This is a genomic window from Streptomyces odontotermitis (genome assembly GCF_050510915.1).
GTDB lineage: Bacteria > Actinomycetota > Actinomycetes > Streptomycetales > Streptomycetaceae > Streptomyces.
In genome coordinates this window covers 343,283-358,628 of sequence record NZ_JBNJLS010000004.1, presented here as the reverse complement: position 1 = coordinate 358,628, position 15,346 = coordinate 343,283, and the positions used below count along the sequence as shown (strand labels likewise).

Genomic DNA, 15,346 nt, shown 5'->3' with positions numbered 1-15,346 from the left:
TCACCTCCCCTTGTGCAGGGCATCACCCCTCCACGGTGGAAGGGCGGCCACGTCCACGGGTAGACGCTTGTCGGCCGAGTTTTTATACGGCCTTTACCCGGAGGCGGCTCATCCCTTGTGGGTGACCCGGTGGGACCGGGCCGGGCGCGATGCTCGGGATTCACCGAGGAGGAGGTTCGTCATGGCTGAGCAGACCTCGCCGGACCGGACGCGGTCCGGCGCCCCCGAACCCGAATCGCAGCCGCACATCACCCCGGTCTCCCTCGGCGGAGTCGTCTTCGCCGCGTGTGTCATGGGGATCGTCGGCGGTTACCACGCGATCGCCGGACTGGCCGGGATCCTCAACGAGAACTTCTACCAAGCGCAGGACGACTACGCCTTCGACTTCGATGTGAACGGCCGCGGCTGGGTGCAGATGATCACTGGCGTCGTGATGGTCGCGGCGGCGATGAACCTCTTCTCCGGCCGCACCTGGGCCCGCGTCGTCGGCATCCTGGTCGCGAGCTTCAGCGCGCTGGAGAACTTCTTCTTCACGCCGTACTACCCGGTGTGGTCGGCGATCATCATCATCCTCGACGTCGTGGTGATCTGGTCCCTGACCACGTACGGCCACCGCGAGGCGCACAAGGCGTACGGGGCGCCGATGTAGAGCGCGCCGACTACGCCTTCTCCCGCCCGAAGGGCAGCCCGAGCCTGCCGAGCCGGCGCCAGTCGAGCGTCGGGCGCTCCCGGTACGTGCCCGGCCGGTTCCGGGGCACGATCACCCGCAGGACCCGCGGCCGCACCTCGCAGTGCACCGGCACGCGCATGCGGACGGCCTCCCCGTCGACGCCGACCGGGATCCACTCCTGGTCGGCGTCGACGAGCACGGAGGCCGCCGTGGCCCGGACGAGACCTGCGGACCGCTTGCCGCGCAGCAGCCCCGTGGCGTGCGCCGCGTTCGTGACCCGCACCCCGACGCAGCCGAGGGTGCCGGTGTCCAGGCGGGTGCGGCGGCCGAGCCCGGCGATGTCCCGTGTCCCATAAGGGTTGTTGCTCACCAGCAGCGCCTGCGGATCGGTGAAGGCGTACTCCCCGGCGCGCGCCGTGAGCCGCGCGCCGCGGTGGCCCACGAGCAGGTCGGGCAGGAGCTCCAGCGTGGTGCGGGTCTTGTCGTTCCGGTACGAGGGGCTCTGCACGACCTCCGCGTACGCGCCGAACGACACGTTGTTGACGAAGGGCCGCCCGCCCGCGCGCCCGAGGTCCACCCGCAGCTCCACCCCGTCGTGCAGGGCGTCCAGGGCCCGCGCCGGGTCGTCCCGGTCCAGGCCCAGGTCGAGCGCGAAGTGGTTGCGGGTGCCCGCCGGAATCACCAGGAACGGCAGGTCGAGGGCGGCGGCGACCTCGGCGACCAGGGCCTGGGTGCCGTCGCCGCCCGCGACCCCGAGCAGATCGGCGCCCTCGGCCGCGCACTTGCGGGCGAGGGACGCCACATCGGTCTCCTCCCGCCACTCCAGGCACACCACCTCGGCCCCCAACGCATGGGCCCGCTCCCGCAGTTCGAACCGGCGCACCTTGCCGCCGCCGGACCGCGGATTCATGATCAGCACCGGGTGGCGGAACGCCGGGGCGGGGTGCTCCGGCATCGGGGAGGCGGGCGCACGGGTGGCCAGGGCGGCCCGCCCGGTCCCCGCCGCAAGGAGCCACAGCGCGGCGGAGACCAGGACCACCCACAGGAGCCGGGCCCGGGTGAACTCCACGACCACCCACACCGGCGCGGCGAGTGCGAGCACCCCCGCGAGCAGCCGCAGCACCCCCCGCCTGCTGAGCACCCACCACACCGCGGCGGCCGTGACCGCCGCCCCCACGAGCCCCACCCCGAGCAGCCCGAACGTCCGTACGCCCGCGAACACGCCGAGGACCAGCACCGCGGCGGCGGCAGCGGCCAGGGACGCACGGGCCAGCCAGCGCTGTCCACGCATCGTCGATTCCATGCCCCGGAGTCTCGGGCCCGGGGCCGCGCCGGACCTCACCCCTGGAAGGCGACCTCACACCGGCGGGGTGACGCCGAGCGGCCGGGCCGTGACCAGAGTCCCTGCCGCAGCGAGGGAACAGGGAGCAGCGAGGGAGCGTGCCATGACAGGGCCAGAGACCGAGACACGGACTGAGAAGCTGACCGAGAAGCGGACCGAGAAGCGGGCTGAGAAACAGGCCGAGACACGGGCCGAGACACGGGCCGAGACCGACGCCGGGATGGGGAGCCGGCACCTCAGTGCGCAGGAGAGGGCCGCCCTGGGCCGCGCCGCCCGGTTCCGGGCCCCGCGCTCCGCCCACGCCGAGTTCGCACCGGGCCCGGACCGCCCGGACCCGGTCGACGTGCTCGAGCGCCAGTCGGCGAGCAGGCTCGCGGACCTCGTGCCGATCCGGTACGGGCGCATGCTCGAATCCCCGTTCCGCTTCTACCGGGGAGCCGCCGCGCTCATGGCGACCGACCTCGCCACCACGCCCGCCACCGGCCTCAGGGCCCAACTCTGCGGCGACGCCCACATGTTGAACTTCCGGCTGCTCGCGTCACCGGAGCGGCACCTGATGTTCGACGTCAACGACTTCGACGAGACGCTCCCCGGCCCGTGGGAGTGGGACGTGAAACGGCTCGCGGCCAGCCTCGTCATCGCCGCGCGCGCCAACGGCTTCCGCCGCGGCGAGCGCGCCCGCGTGGTGCGTGCGGCGGTCCGCTCGTACCGGACGTCGATGGCGGAGTTCGCCGCGATGCGCACGCTCGACGTCTGGTACGCGCGCATCAACGCGGACGACCTCTACGCGAGCCTGTCCGCCCGCCTGGACGCGCGGGCGCGCCGCCGCCTGTCCCGCGCCCTCGTCAAGGCCCGCTCCCGCGACCACCTGCAGGCCCTGGAGAAACTGGCCCGGACCGTCGACGGGGAGCTGCGCCTCACCCCCGACCCGCCCCTGGTCACCCCCCTCGACGACATCCTCCCCGGAGTCGAACGCAAGCAGCTGGAACAGCAGTTGAGGGAGCTCATCGACCGGTACGCGCTCACGCTCCCCGCCGACCGGCGGGCCCTGCTCGCCCAGTACCGGGTGGTCGACATGGCGCGGAAGGTCGTCGGCGTGGGCAGCGTGGGCACCCGCTGCTGGATCGTCCTGCTGCTCGGCCGCGACGACCGGGACCCGCTGCTGCTCCAGGCCAAGGAGGCGCAGACCTCGGTGCTCGCGGAGTTCGCGGGGCAGAGCAGCCACCTCAACCAGGGGGAGCGGGTCGTCGCCGGGCAGCGGCTGATGCAGGCGGCCGGCGACATGTTCCTCGGCTGGGAGCGGGTCGAGGGCTTCGACGGCCGCGAACGCGACTTCTACATACGGCAGTTGCGGGACTGGAAGGCCATCCCGCAGGCCGAGTCGATGAGCCCCGACGTCATGCGGCTCTTCGCCCGTACCTGCGGGGTGACCCTGGCCCGCGCCCACGCCCGCTCCGGCGACCGCATCGCCATCGCCGCCTACCTGGGCCGCTCCGACGTCTTCGACCAGGCCGTGGCGCGCTTCGCGGAGACCTACGCCGACCAGAACGAGAGGGACCACCAGGCGCTGGCCGCGGCGGTGCGGGCGGGCCGGGTGACCGCGGCTTCGGAGTGATCGGGCGATCAGGGCGATCAGGGCGATCAGGGTGACTTGGGGACGTCGGGGGATCCCGGGAGCCGGGAGAGCGCCCCGGGGGCCGCAGGGCGCCCGGGGGAGGGCGGGGCCGCCGGGCCGAGCCGCCGCCGCAGGAACTCCTCCTGCGCGAGCATCCGCCCGACGGCGACACCGAACACGACGACGGTGAAGAACACGATCAGCCAGGACAGCACCGTGAACACGGAGCCGAGCGCCCCGTACCGCTCCACGCTCAGCCGCAGCGCGCGCGGCAGCCACAGCCCCGAGACGCCGCAGAACAGCACCACGCCCGCACCGGTCAGCACGGCCCCCGGCAGCAGCGGCAGCCACCGCACCCGCCCGACGAGCAGCAGATGCTGGGTCCACCACCACATCAGGACCGCGGCCACCAACTGCAGCGGAACGCCCAGGACCGCGCCGACCCCGAAGGCCCGCCGCAGCATGCCCTGCACCACCAGCATCACGATCCACACGAGCAGCCACACCGCCCAGCGCCACGCGGTGAGCCGGACCCCGGAGCGGGGCAGGTGCCAGGAGCGCTCGCACAGCCGCTGCAGGGCGCGGGTGAAGGCCGTCGCGGACAGCAGCGCGACCAGGACCCCCGCCGCCCCCCAGCTGTGCGCGGCGACGTCCTCGCCCCGGTTCACCGCCTCGACCTGCGCCACCACGGGCCCGCTCGACCCCACCAACGTCCGCACCGAACGCAGCAGTTCACGCTCCACGGCCTGCGGAGAGAACGAGGCCACGGCGATGAGCATGGGCAGGGCCGCCAGGAACGCCTGCGCCGCGAGCCGCGTCGCCATGTCGAGGATGTTGACGTGCACGAGCTGCTGGACGAGCCGGCCCACGAGGGGCTGCGCGGCACTGGTGATCGTCATGCCCGTCTCCTCCCGGGACCCGGAACGCTCCTGGAGGCAACCCTCGGACCGGGCGGCCCGCGGCACGTCGCCCGATCCGGGTGACGCTGTACCCTGACCGACAGCCCTTGACCTGCACTGACGCGGGCAGGGAGCCTACTTTCAGGAGTGCCTCATGCTGCGCACCATGTTCAAGTCCAAGATCCACCGCGCCACGGTCACCCAGGCCGACCTGCACTATGTCGGCTCGGTGACCATCGACGCGGATCTCCTCGACGCCGCCGATCTGCTGCCCGGCGAGCTCGTCCACATCGTCGACATCACCAACGGCGCCCGCCTGGAGACGTACACCATCGAGGGCGAGCGCGGCAGCGGCGTCATCGGCATCAACGGAGCGGCCGCGCACCTCGTCCACCCCGGGGATAGGGTCATCATCATCAGCTACGCCCAGGTCGACGACGCCGAAGCCCGCGCGCTGCGGCCCCGGGTCGTGCACGTCGGCGAGGACAACCGCGTCGTCGCGCTCGGCTCCGACGCCTCCGCCCCGGTACCGGGCGCCGACGGCATGGCGCGCAGCCCGCAGGCGGTGCCCGCCTCCTAGCCGTACGACGGAGGGCGGTGCCGCCCCGAGAAGCCGATGGGTGAGACCCATGAGTGAGACCGACGGCGGCATCGTCATCCGGGACGACCGGGCCCGAGGCGTCCTGGAGGCGCTGGCGCGGACGGAGGCGCAGCCGGAGACACGGGCACACGGGGACGGACCGGCCGGCCAGGAGCCCCAAGTCGTGGGACAGATCGTGTACTTCACGCTGGACACCCCCGCGGCCGCCCTCGTCCCCGTCCACACGGAGGTCCTGCCCGCGCACGAGGGCCGGGGCATCGCCGGACGCCTCGCCCGCGAGCTCTACGCGACGGCCGCCCGCGAGGGCCTCGACGTCGTGCCGCTGTGCCCGTACGTCGTGAAGTGGGCCGAGAAGCACCCCGACGAGGCGCCCGCCGCCCCGCCCGAGCTGCTGCGCGCCGCGCTCGACAAGGTGAAGTCGGACCCGACCGCGTGGTGAGGGGGCCGTCGGCGGCCCGCTGGGCTCGCTGACCGTGCCGCGCCGGCCCGCCTGCCCGCTCGCATGCTGGGCACGCCGGAGCACGTCTCCATGACCGTGATAGAGCTCGTCCCGCCGCCCCTGAAGGGGACGGCGACATGGCGATCACGTCATCACGTCATCACGGGATGGCGGCACCAGGCACCACGGAAGAGGAACTCATCGTGCACACGGACCCGGCGACCGCCCCCGCCCTCGCGCTGCTGCACACCTCGCCCGTGCACATCCCCGTCTTCGAGGCCCTGCGCGAGCGCGACCACCCCGCCCTCACGCTGCGCCACCACGTCGACGAGTCCCTGCTGGCCCGAGCCCGCGTCGAGGGCCCCGAGGCCGTCGGCGACGCCGTCGAGGAGGCGCTCGCCGTAGCCGCCGCGGGGGCGGGCGCCGTGCTGTGCACCTGCTCCACGATCGGCGGCGTCGCGGAGACGCGGGCCGCCGCCGTCGGGGTGCCCGTCCTGCGCGTCGACCGGCCCATGGCGGCAGCCGCGGTCGCCGAGGGCCCCGTCGTCGCGGTGGTCGCCACGGTGGAGAGCACGCTCGCGCCGACGGTCGCGCTGGTCGAGGAGGAGGCGGCGCGGGCGGGCCGGGCGGTGGAGGTCCGTACCGTCGTCGTGCCCGGGGCCTGGGAGCGCTTCGAGGCGGGGGACCAGGACGGCTATCTGGGGCTGGTCGCGGAGGCGGTGGACGGGGTGGCCGGGGTGGCCGGGGGCGCCGATGCGGTGCTGCTCGCGCAGGCGTCGATGGCGGATGCGGTGGACCGGGTCACGACCCGGGTGCCGGTTCTCGCCAGCCCGCGGCTGGGGCTGAGCGGGGCGGCCCGCTTGGTGTGAGGGGGGCTGGGGGCGCAGCCCCAGGAAGGGTGTCCCAGGGCGACGGAGTCGCGGATTCGGGTAGGGGCGGGATCGGGGTGAAGAACAACGCGTGGACTCGGCAGGCGCGGGCACGCGAGGCGGGAGACAGTGGAACGACCGGCCGGTGACCCGGCCCTCCGACCCGCGGGAGGCACCCGCCATGACGAGCCCCTTCCCCGACCCCGTCCCGCCCGGGCCCACGCCGGGCCCGGGCCCCGACCCCGGCGGCCCGCCCGTTCCGGACCCGCTGCCCCCGGACCCGGTCCCGCAGCCCTCACCGTCACCCATCCCGAAGCCGCCGGGCCCCGATCCCGTACCGGAACCGGAGCCGCAGCCGTCACCGCTGGGCTGAGCCCGCCGAGGCTCAGTCCGTGGAGACCTCGGAGCGGTCCCCGCCCCACAGCGTGTGGAACGAGCCCTCGCGGTCCGTGCGCCGGTAGGTGTGCGCACCGAAGAAGTCCCGCTGACCCTGCGTGAGGGCGGCGGGCAGCCGCTCGGCGCGCAGCGCGTCGTAGTACGCGAGCGCCGCCGAGAAGCCCGGCGTGGGCACGCCCTGCTGGGTCGCGGCGACCAGGACCGCGCGCCAGTCGTCCTGCGCGGCCGCGATCTCCTGGGCGAAGTCCTCGTCCGAGAGCAGGCTCGGCAGGTCGGCGCGGGCGTCGTACGCGGCGCGGATGCGGTCCAGGAAGGCGGCCCGGATGATGCAGCCGCCGCGCCAGATCGAGGCGACCTGGCCCAGGTCGATGTCCCAGCCGTACTCCTCGCTGCCCGCCGCGATCTCGTGGAAGCCCTGCGTGTAGGAGACGATCTTCGAGGCGTACAGGGCCTGTTCGACCTGGTCGGCGAAGCGCGCGGCCGCCTCCTGGGACAGGGGCTGTGCGGTCGGGCCCGTCAGGTGGCGGGACGCGGCGCGCAGCGCGGTGTGGCCGGAGAGCGAGCGGGCGAACACCGCCTCCGCGATCCCGGACACCGGCACGCCGAGGTCGAGCGCGATCTGCACGGTCCAGCGGCCGGTGCCCTTCTGCTCGGCCTGGTCCTGGACGACGTCCACGAACGGCTTGCCGGTGGCCGCGTCCACGTGGGACAGGACCTCCGCCGTGATCTCGATCAGGTAGGAGTCGAGACGGCCGGTGTTCCAGGTGCGGAAGATGTCCGCGATCTGCGCGGGGGAGTACCCGGCGACATCGCGCAGCAGCTGGTACGCCTCGGCGATCAGCTGCATGTCCGCGTACTCGATGCCGTTGTGCACCATCTTCACGAAGTGGCCCGCGCCGTCCGGGCCGACGTGCGTCACGCAGGGCGCGCCGTCCTTGGCCTTCGCGGAGATCTTCTCCAGCATCGGGCCGAGCGCGGCGTACGACTCCTCGGAGCCGCCCGGCATGATGCTCGGGCCGAGCAGCGCGCCCTCCTCGCCGCCCGACACGCCCGTGCCCACGAAGTGGATGCCCTGCTCGCGCAGTTCGCGCTCGCGCCGCCGGGTGTCCGCGAAGTGCGCGTTGCCGCCGTCCACGATCATGTCGCCGGGCTCGAGCAGCGGCGCGAACTCCTGGATCACCGCGTCCGTCGGCTCGCCCGCCTTCACCATGATCACAAGTCGCCGGGGCCGCTCCAGGGCGTCGATGAACTCCTTCGCGGTCTCCGCCGCGATGAACTCGCCCTCGCTCCCGAACTCCTCGACCAGGGCGTGGGTCCTGGCCGCGGTGCGGTTGTGCAGGGCGACGGTGTAGCCGTTGCGGGCGAAGTTACGGGCGAGGTTGCGGCCCATGACCGCGAGTCCCGTGACACCGATCTGGGCTGAGGTGCTGCTGCTCATGCCTGTGGCTCCTGGGTCGTTGCTGCCGTCGGTTGTCGGCTATCGGTTCTGGCGTTCTAGTGCACGTCGTTCCGGAATGGGCGGGAAGAGAAATCGTTCCGAAGTGGTGGACCTTGGCAGGTCCGGTCGTCAGTATCGCCCCGCTGGCCACCACGACTTCCCGACACCGTGTCCGAAGGAGCAGCCGCCCGTGCCCCATTTCGACCTTCCGCTCGACGAACTGCGCCGGTACCGGCCGAAGTTGACCGAACCAGACGATTTCGACTCCTTCTGGGAGACGACCCTTTCGGAGGCGCGTGCACACGACCTGGACCCGCGCTTCGACCCCGTGGAGATACCGCTGACCGGCGTCGACGTCTTCGACGTCACCTACGCGGGCTTCGGCGGCCACCCCGTCAAGGGCTGGCTCGTCCTGCCCGCGGGGACGCGTGAGCCGCTGCCCGCCGTCGTCGAGTACATCGGGTACGGGGGCGGCCGCGGGCTCGCCCACACGCATCTGCTGTGGGCGGCGGCCGGGTTCGCGCACTTCGTGATGGACACCCGCGGGCAGGGCAGCTCGGGGGACCGGCCCGGCGACACCCCGGACCCGGCAGGCAGCGGACCCGCGTACCCGGGCTTCATGACGCGCGGCATCGAGGACCCGCACGCGTACTACTACCGGCGCGTCTACACCGACGCCGTGCGGGCCGTCGAGGCGGCCAGGGCCCACCCGCTGGTCGACGCGGGCCGGGTCGCGGCGCTCGGCGGCAGCCAGGGCGGCGGCCTCACCATCGCCGTCGGCGGCCTGGTGCCTGATCTCGCGGCCATCGCGCCCGACGTGCCGTTCCTGTGCGACTTCCCGCGCGCCGCGACGCTCACCGAGCGGCACCCGTACAAAGAGATCGCCCTGTATCTGCGCGGTCACCGGGGCGCCGACGAGCAGGTGTTCAGAACCCTCTCGTACTTCGACGGCGTGCACTTCGCCGCCCGCGGCCGCGCCCCCGCCCTGTTCTCCGCGGCGCTGCAGGACGAGACCTGCCCGCCCTCCACCGTCTTCGCCGCCTTCAACGCGTACGCGGGCGCCGAGCGGTCCATGGAGGTCTACTCCTTCAACGATCACGAGGGCGGCGGCCCCTTCCAGCGGGCGGTACAACTCCGCTGGCTGCCGGGCCACTTGAGGCCATGAGCCCGGGGCATCCGGCCGGCCACCCCTGACGGTCGGGTTCCGGCCACTCCTCAACGCCCCCTCGGCGCACGGCTCTTGTCATGGCTGGGGCGGAGCGGCTAGCTTGCCGCCCGTCGTGTGTCTGACGTGTGTGTGTCTGAGGGGGCTCCCATGGCCGTACGTGGTCGGCACCGCCGATACCAGCAGAGTCGCATCAACCGCGCCTCCCTGACCGTCACGGCGGGCGGCGCCGGAATGGCGCTCCCCCTCATCGGCGCGGGCTCCGCACACGCCGCGGACGTCGACACCTGGAACAAGGTGGCGGCCTGCGAGTCGACCAACAACTGGAGCATCAACACCGGCAACGGCTACTACGGCGGCCTCCAGTTCACCCAGTCCACCTGGGAGGCGTACGGCGGCCGCGCCTACGCGCACCGTGCCGACCAGGCCACCAAGGACCAGCAGATAGCCGTCGCCGAGAAGGTCCTCAAGTCGCAGGGCCCCGGCGCCTGGCCGGTCTGCTCCGGCAAGGCGGGCCTGACCCGCGGCGGCGACGCCCCCGGCATCAACCCCATGGGCGGCGAGCGCAAGGCACAGCAGACGCGTACGGCGAAGGCCACGCCGAAGACCCCCGCGCCCCCGAAGCGCGCCGTCAAGGACGTCAAGCCCGAGGTCACACCGCAGTCCACGGCGGGCACCGCCCAGATGTACACGGTGGTGCACGGCGACACCCTCTCCGCAATCGCCGAGGAGCGCCGCGTCCCGGGCGGCTGGCAGCGCCTCTACGAGACCAACCGCCGCACCGTGGGCGCCGACCCGGACCTGATCACCCCCGGCCAGCGCCTCACCTTGCGCGCACCGGCCCCGCAGCGCGACAAGAGCGGGCACACGTCGGACGCGCGCGACTCCCGTGATCCCCGTGACTCCCGCGACGCGCGCGGCAAGAAGCTCCCGACGCACGAGGAGCGGACCAGGCAGGCCCAACGCGCCAAGCAGGCCAAGGAGTCGAAGGAGCGCGAGGCGCGGGAGAAGGCCGCCAAGGAGGCCAAGGAAGCCAGGGCGGCCAAGGAGCGGGCCGCGAAGGAGAAGGCGGCCAAGGAACGCGCCGCCAAGGAGCGGGCCCAGAAGTCGAAGGCCAGGCCCGCCTCCAGCCACGCCTACACGGCCCCCGTCTCCGCCTCGCCCAGCACCCCGTACCGCGCGGCGGGCGGCTCCTGGTCGAAGGGCTACCACACGGGCGTCGACTTCCCGGTCGCCACCGGCACCTCCGTCAAGGCCGTCACCTCGGGCCAGGTCGTCTCGGCGGGCTGGGCCGGGAGCTACGGCTACGAGGTGATCATCCGGCACGGCGACGGCCGGTACAGCCAGTACGGCCACCTCTCGGCGCTCAGCGTGAAGGCCGGCCAGAAGGTGGTCGCGGGCCAGCGCATCGCCCGCTCCGGCTCCACGGGCAACAGCACCGGACCGCACCTCCACTTCGAGATACGGACGGGCCCCGCGTTCGGGGCGGACGTGGACCCGCTGGCGTATCTGCGGGCGCACGGCGTCTCGTTCTAGAGCCGCTCTTCCAGGCGTACGGTCACGCTGTCGCCCTCCGCCTTGCCGATGGCCTCGCGCAGCTCGGCCTTGACGGGGAGCTTGTGCGTGCCGTCGCCCAGGGCCATGAAGGAGCTGCGGAACGGCTGCCCGTCGATGGTGCCCCGGACCTTCACCAGGCCCCGGGTGCCGAAGAAGGCAACCGATTCCGGCCAGACCAGATACGTCCAGCCGCCCTGCGCGGGGCTCTTGCGCAGGACGGCGGTGAACTCCTTGTCGAGCGCGGTGCCCGCGCCCGTTTCCTCTGTGCGTGTCATGTCTGTCCCTCCGCCTTTCATGGTCGTCACCATGTAAGACGGCCGCACCCCGGGAAACTCATCGCATGCCGCTGCCGATCCGCTCACGGTGGTGGCCGATCCGGGGCCGGCGGGGCGGGTGCGCGGCGGGGCTCAGGGGGTGCGCGGAGCGACTCGGCTGGGCGGGCATGCCGGGAAGCTCGCCCGTGCCGCGCGAGGCGGCGTCGGGGCGCCCGGCGGCGAGCTGCTCGGCCGTGCGGCGCTCGGAGGTGAGCCGCTCCGTCGTGAGGAGGATCAGACCGCCCGCGGCGACGACACCGCAGCCCAGGGCGAGGACGGTGCCCGCCGTGCCGTAGCGGAAGGTTTCACCGAACAGCGTGAGACCGACGACCGCGGCGACCACCGGGTTCACGACGGTCACCGTCGACAGCGGGGCGGCAAGCCCCGCGCCCCGGTACGAAGCCTGCGAAAGGAGCACGCCCGCCGCGGCGAGCACGGCGATGACGGCGAGACTCGGCGCCTGCCGGACGAGCGGCGCGTGCGCGTCCCAGTCGACCGCCACCGTCTTCGTGAACACCGAGGCGATGCCGAACGCGACGCCCGCCGCCCCGGCGAGCAGCATGCTGCGCACCGCGGGGTGCCGGTGCACGGCGCGGGCCGCCACCATCAGGGCCACCACGCCGCCCGCCGTCACGAGGGCGACCACGACGCGCTCCGCGCCGTCCAGGGACCGCGTGAACGACGGCGCGTCCGGATCGGCGGCCGACGTCAGCGACAACAGGCCCGCCAGGCCCACGGTCGCCATGATGGCGCCGCGCCAGGCGGCGGCACCGGCCCGGCGCCGTACGAAGAACGCGGCCATGGGCAGCGCGAAGACGATGGTGAGCGCGCCGAGCGGCTGCACCAGGCTGAGCGGACCGTAGGCGAGTGCCACCACGTGCAGGACGGCGCCCGCGCCGTTCAGGGAGATGCCCGACCACCAGGCGGGGCGGTGCAGCGGTGCGTAGCGCGAGCTCTCCGGTGTCGTCACCGCGACCCGCTCCTGCAGGATCGCCCCGCCCGCGTACGCCACCGCGGAGATCAGGGAGACCAGCACGGACAGTGCGAGGGCACTCATGACGTGCTCCTCGACGGGCGGGGCGTCGGCTGGGCCCGCTGCGGCGAACGGTCGGATTCCATGTTCACCACGATGTCGCGTGAAAGGCTTCACGTCGTCGTCCCTGAGCACGCATTGACTCCTACTACCGATGGAGTACGAAGGGCCCCGGCTCCTCCCCTGGGCGGTGGACCCCAAGTACGACCCGGGTCCGGCCACTTGCTGTACTTCTCCCGTGACGACCCGCGATCCCCTTCCCGGCCTGACGGCGTCCGACCTGGCGGAAGTGGCGTCGGTGGGCGGCTTCTTCGCACTGCGTGCTGCTCCGCTCACGGAGGGTGCGGGGGCGGTGCCGCTGGCCGCCGCATACGCATCGGGCCCGAGCCCCCGCACAGGCGCCGACAGGGACCCCCTCACCTTCCGTGTCACGAAGGTCGCCTCGCGCCTGGGGGCTCCCGAGGCGCGGATCGCGGTCTCGGTGGCCCAGCTCGGCCTCGCGGCGCGCCTCTGGTCGGTGGCGCTCGGCTGCGCGGCCCTCCACGGCCGCGTGCCCGACCTCTCCCCGGAGCACCTGCACTGGGACCCGGACGCCACGTCACCCGACGACCTCTGGCTGCCACCGGACACCCCCACGCACGCGGCCGACGCGGCCCACCTCCACGAGGCGGTCCAGCACGCCCACTTGGAGCCGCTCTCCGCCGCACTCCGCGCCCGCCACCACATCTCGCCGCGCCTCCTCTGGGGCAACGCGGGCTCTGCGCTCGCGGGTGCGGTGCGCGAACTCGACGGCTGGGCAAGGCGGGTGGGGCGCCCGGAGGTGTCCGCACGAGCCGAGGAACTCGCCACCGAACTCTTCACCCACCCCGACCTCCACCCCACCGGCACCCGCACAGCGACGGCCTTCCGCCGCCGCAGCTGCTGCCTCTACTACCGCTGCCCGGGCGGCGGCCTCTGCGGCGACTGCTGCTTCGACCGCCCGCCCCGGCGTCCCACTCCCTCAGCCCCGGCTTGACGGTCGCCCCTGCCGGGGGCCTTTTCCCCCACCCCGCCCCTTCCCGATACGGCGACTCCGTCGCCCCTGGCGCACCCCCTGGGGGCTGCGCCCCCAGACCCCCCATCGGCCTGAACGGCCTCGTCCTCAAACGCCGGACGGGCTGAAAGTGCCCCCCCGAGGCGAGGGTGAGGGGGCCGCCCCTGCGCGGGAAGGGCGGCGCGTAGGCCGGGAGGGGGGAGACGGCCTGCGATGGGCAGGCGACCGGAGGCGGCCAGCAGAGGGACGATGGGCCGACGGGGGCCAGCAGACGGATGATCGGCTGACGACGGCCGACAGTCGGACGATGGGCTGACGACGGCCAGCAGATGGACGATGGGCCGACGACGGCCTGCTGGCGGGGGACCAGCCGGTGGGGTGGGGACGGGGCGGTATGTCCGCCCGCAGTACAGCACCCCACCCAAGCCAGTACTCATGTACCCGTCCGGCGCCCGAGGCGTTTCGAGGACGGACATACCGCCCCGTCCCCACCCCACCACCCCCCACCGGGCAGGCCGACGAAGGGCAACGCACTCTTCCCCGTCGCCCTCTTCTGGGTGAACATGACGGAGTAGCGGCCGACCAGAGACGGAACGGACGGGGGCTCCATGCGCGTGGGACTGCTCACTCGCGAGTATCCGCCCGAGGTGTACGGCGGAGCCGGGGTCCATGTCGAGTTCCTGGCCCGGGAGTTACGCGGTCTCGTAGACGTCGACGTGCACTGCTGGACGGCAGAAGTAGAGCCAGAGGCAGAGGCAGGTGCGGCAGGGGCCGAGTCCGGCTACGGGGGCGACACCGCCCACACCCCGACCGCCTTCCGTCACCGCGCCTGGCCCGGCCTCGACGGCGCCAACGACGCCCTGCGCACCCTCTCCGTCGACCTCTCCATGGCCGCCGCCCTCGCAGGCCGCGACCTCGTCCACTCCCACACCTGGTACGCCAACCTCGCAGGCCACCTCGCCGGCCTCCTCCACGGCGTCCCGCACGTCATGACCACGCACTCCCTCGAACCCCTGCGCCCCTGGAAAGCCGAGCAACTGGGCGGCGGATACGCCCTGTCGAGCTGGGCCGAGCGCACCGCCGCGGAGAGCGCCGACGCCGTCATCGCCGTCTCCGCCGCCATGCGCCACGACGTCCTCGCGTGCTACCCGGCCATCGACCCGGCCAAGGTCCACATCGTGCACAACGGCATCGACACGGACCTGTACCGCCCGGCGCGGGACGCGGACGCCCTCACCCGGCTCGGCGTCGACCCCGCCCGGCCGTACGTCGTCTTCGTCGGCCGCATCACCCGGCAGAAGGGCGTCCCGCATCTCCTGCGCGCCGCCCGGCAGCTGGACCCGGAGATCCAGCTCGTGCTGTGCGCGGGCGCACCCGACACCCCCGAGATCGACCGCGAGTTCCGCGTGCTCTTCGAGGAGCTCAGCCAGAGCCGCTCGGGCGTCCACTGGATCCCGCGCATGCTGCCCCGCGCGGAGGTCATCCAACTTCTCACGCACGCCAGGGTGTTCGTCTGCCCCTCCGTGTACGAGCCGCTCGGCATCGTCAACTTGGAGGCGATGGCCTGCGGCACGGCGGTCGTGGCGTCCGGAGTCGGGGGCATCCCGGAGGTCGTCGCGGACGGGAAGACGGGGCTGCTCGTGCCGTACGACGAGGAGACCCCGGGCGGCGAGTTCGAGGACGGCCTCGCCGACGCCCTCAACCGCCTCTGCCGTTCCCCGGAGGCGGCCACGCGCATGGGGGAGTCCGGCCGGGCCCGCGCGGTGTCCGAGTTCGGCTGGGACGTGGTGGCGCGGCGGACGGTGGGGGTGTACGAGAAGGTCCTGGCCGGGTACAAGCGCGGCGTCCAGAGCTAGAGCGACAACTGCCCAGCTGCAGAAGCACAACCGGCCAGGCGTACAGAGGCACAGCACAACCGGCCGACCACGCAAAGCCACCACCGGCCGACCACGCAAAGCCACAACCGGCCGTCCAA

General features: G+C 73.2%; 15 protein-coding genes. 10 read left to right on the top strand and 5 right to left on the bottom strand.

What is annotated here, in order from left to right:
* The first annotated feature begins 181 nt into the window (after window positions 1-181).
* Window positions 182-649, top strand: a complete 468-nt coding sequence (locus tag ACQB60_RS15005) for a DUF7144 family membrane protein (protein WP_496926450.1) — start codon at window positions 182-184, stop codon at window positions 647-649.
* Window positions 650-659: 10 nt separating this feature from the next.
* Here ACQB60_RS15005 and ACQB60_RS15000 read toward each other — a convergent pair whose 3' ends face one another.
* Complete coding sequence (locus ACQB60_RS15000) at window positions 660-1,973, bottom strand: diacylglycerol/lipid kinase family protein (protein WP_496926449.1); 1,314 nt, start codon at window positions 1,971-1,973, stop codon at window positions 660-662.
* A gap of 259 nt (window positions 1,974-2,232) precedes the next feature.
* Between ACQB60_RS15000 and ACQB60_RS14995 the strand changes: the two genes are divergently transcribed.
* Complete coding sequence (locus tag ACQB60_RS14995; RefSeq protein ID WP_496926640.1) at window positions 2,233-3,627, top strand: DUF2252 domain-containing protein; 1,395 nt, start codon at window positions 2,233-2,235, stop codon at window positions 3,625-3,627.
* A gap of 26 nt (window positions 3,628-3,653) precedes the next feature.
* Here ACQB60_RS14995 and ACQB60_RS14990 read toward each other — a convergent pair whose 3' ends face one another.
* A complete protein-coding gene (locus tag ACQB60_RS14990) occupies window positions 3,654-4,526 on the bottom strand; it encodes a YhjD/YihY/BrkB family envelope integrity protein (protein WP_496926448.1) in 873 nt (290 codons plus the stop codon).
* 154 nt (window positions 4,527-4,680) lie between these two features.
* Here ACQB60_RS14990 and panD point away from each other — a divergent pair, with 154 nt between their 5' ends.
* The 4 genes from panD (at window position 4,681) to ACQB60_RS14970 (ending at window position 6,808) form a co-directional block, all read left to right on the top strand.
* Window positions 4,681-5,106 (top strand): aspartate 1-decarboxylase, encoded by a 426-nt coding sequence (panD, locus tag ACQB60_RS14985; protein ID WP_496926447.1) that lies wholly within the window; start codon window positions 4,681-4,683, stop codon window positions 5,104-5,106.
* Window positions 5,107-5,155: 49 nt separating this feature from the next.
* A complete protein-coding gene (locus ACQB60_RS14980; RefSeq protein ID WP_496926446.1) occupies window positions 5,156-5,566 on the top strand; it encodes a GNAT family N-acetyltransferase in 411 nt (136 codons plus the stop codon).
* 137 nt (window positions 5,567-5,703) lie between these two features.
* Window positions 5,704-6,435, top strand: coding sequence for an aspartate/glutamate racemase family protein (locus ACQB60_RS14975; protein WP_496926445.1), 732 nt, complete (start codon window positions 5,704-5,706; stop codon window positions 6,433-6,435).
* Between the two features lie 181 nt (window positions 6,436-6,616).
* Window positions 6,617-6,808: a hypothetical protein gene (locus ACQB60_RS14970; RefSeq protein WP_384835260.1), complete on the top strand. Its 192-nt coding sequence runs from the start codon at window positions 6,617-6,619 to the stop codon at window positions 6,806-6,808.
* Between the two features lie 12 nt (window positions 6,809-6,820).
* On the opposite strand, the gene gnd is transcribed toward ACQB60_RS14970, so the two are convergent.
* Entirely contained in the window at window positions 6,821-8,269 is a 1,449-nt protein-coding gene (gene gnd, locus ACQB60_RS14965) for an NADP-dependent phosphogluconate dehydrogenase (RefSeq protein ID WP_496926444.1), read from the bottom strand.
* Window positions 8,270-8,459: 190 nt separating this feature from the next.
* On the opposite strand from gnd, the gene ACQB60_RS14960 reads away from it, so the two are divergent.
* Both ACQB60_RS14960 and ACQB60_RS14955 read left to right on the top strand, forming a co-directional pair.
* Window positions 8,460-9,434, top strand: a complete 975-nt coding sequence (locus ACQB60_RS14960) for an acetylxylan esterase (RefSeq protein ID WP_496926443.1) — start codon at window positions 8,460-8,462, stop codon at window positions 9,432-9,434.
* A 150-nt stretch (window positions 9,435-9,584) separates the two neighbouring features.
* Window positions 9,585-10,970 (top strand): transglycosylase family protein, encoded by a 1,386-nt coding sequence (locus ACQB60_RS14955; RefSeq protein WP_496926442.1) that lies wholly within the window; start codon window positions 9,585-9,587, stop codon window positions 10,968-10,970.
* On the opposite strand, the gene ACQB60_RS14950 is transcribed toward ACQB60_RS14955, so the two are convergent.
* Window positions 10,967-11,266: a DUF1905 domain-containing protein gene (locus ACQB60_RS14950; protein ID WP_496926441.1), complete on the bottom strand. Its 300-nt coding sequence runs from the start codon at window positions 11,264-11,266 to the stop codon at window positions 10,967-10,969. The two genes, ACQB60_RS14955 and ACQB60_RS14950, sit on opposite strands and share 4 nt — an antisense overlap.
* 58 nt (window positions 11,267-11,324) lie before the next feature.
* The gene (locus ACQB60_RS14945) at window positions 11,325-12,362 is read right to left on the bottom strand and encodes a DMT family transporter (RefSeq protein WP_496926440.1); all 1,038 of its coding nucleotides are present in this window, start codon (window positions 12,360-12,362) and stop codon (window positions 11,325-11,327) included.
* A gap of 214 nt (window positions 12,363-12,576) precedes the next feature.
* On the opposite strand from ACQB60_RS14945, the gene ACQB60_RS14940 reads away from it, so the two are divergent.
* A complete protein-coding gene (locus ACQB60_RS14940) occupies window positions 12,577-13,353 on the top strand; it encodes an IucA/IucC family C-terminal-domain containing protein (protein ID WP_496926439.1) in 777 nt (258 codons plus the stop codon).
* A 626-nt stretch (window positions 13,354-13,979) separates the two neighbouring features.
* Complete coding sequence (gene glgA, locus ACQB60_RS14935; RefSeq protein WP_496926438.1) at window positions 13,980-15,227, top strand: glycogen synthase; 1,248 nt, start codon at window positions 13,980-13,982, stop codon at window positions 15,225-15,227.
* The last annotated feature ends 119 nt before the right edge of the window (window positions 15,228-15,346 follow it).

Coding starts and splice junctions, on each gene's coding strand:
- ACQB60_RS15005 (WP_496926450.1), top strand. CDS start 182: ATGGCTGAGCAGACCTCGCCGGACCGGACGCGGTCCGGCGCCCCCGAA.
- ACQB60_RS15000 (WP_496926449.1), bottom strand. CDS start 1,973: ATGGAATCGACGATGCGTGGACAGCGCTGGCTGGCCCGTGCGTCCCTG.
- ACQB60_RS14995 (WP_496926640.1), top strand. CDS start 2,233: ATGGGGAGCCGGCACCTCAGTGCGCAGGAGAGGGCCGCCCTGGGCCGC.
- ACQB60_RS14990 (WP_496926448.1), bottom strand. CDS start 4,526: ATGACGATCACCAGTGCCGCGCAGCCCCTCGTGGGCCGGCTCGTCCAG.
- panD (WP_496926447.1), top strand. CDS start 4,681: ATGCTGCGCACCATGTTCAAGTCCAAGATCCACCGCGCCACGGTCACC.
- ACQB60_RS14980 (WP_496926446.1), top strand. CDS start 5,156: ATGAGTGAGACCGACGGCGGCATCGTCATCCGGGACGACCGGGCCCGA.
- ACQB60_RS14975 (WP_496926445.1), top strand. CDS start 5,704: ATGGCGATCACGTCATCACGTCATCACGGGATGGCGGCACCAGGCACC.
- ACQB60_RS14970 (WP_384835260.1), top strand. CDS start 6,617: ATGACGAGCCCCTTCCCCGACCCCGTCCCGCCCGGGCCCACGCCGGGC.
- gnd (WP_496926444.1), bottom strand. CDS start 8,269: ATGAGCAGCAGCACCTCAGCCCAGATCGGTGTCACGGGACTCGCGGTC.
- ACQB60_RS14955 (WP_496926442.1), top strand. CDS start 9,585: ATGGCCGTACGTGGTCGGCACCGCCGATACCAGCAGAGTCGCATCAAC.
- ACQB60_RS14950 (WP_496926441.1), bottom strand. CDS start 11,266: ATGACACGCACAGAGGAAACGGGCGCGGGCACCGCGCTCGACAAGGAG.
- ACQB60_RS14945 (WP_496926440.1), bottom strand. CDS start 12,362: ATGAGTGCCCTCGCACTGTCCGTGCTGGTCTCCCTGATCTCCGCGGTG.
- glgA (WP_496926438.1), top strand. CDS start 13,980: ATGCGCGTGGGACTGCTCACTCGCGAGTATCCGCCCGAGGTGTACGGC.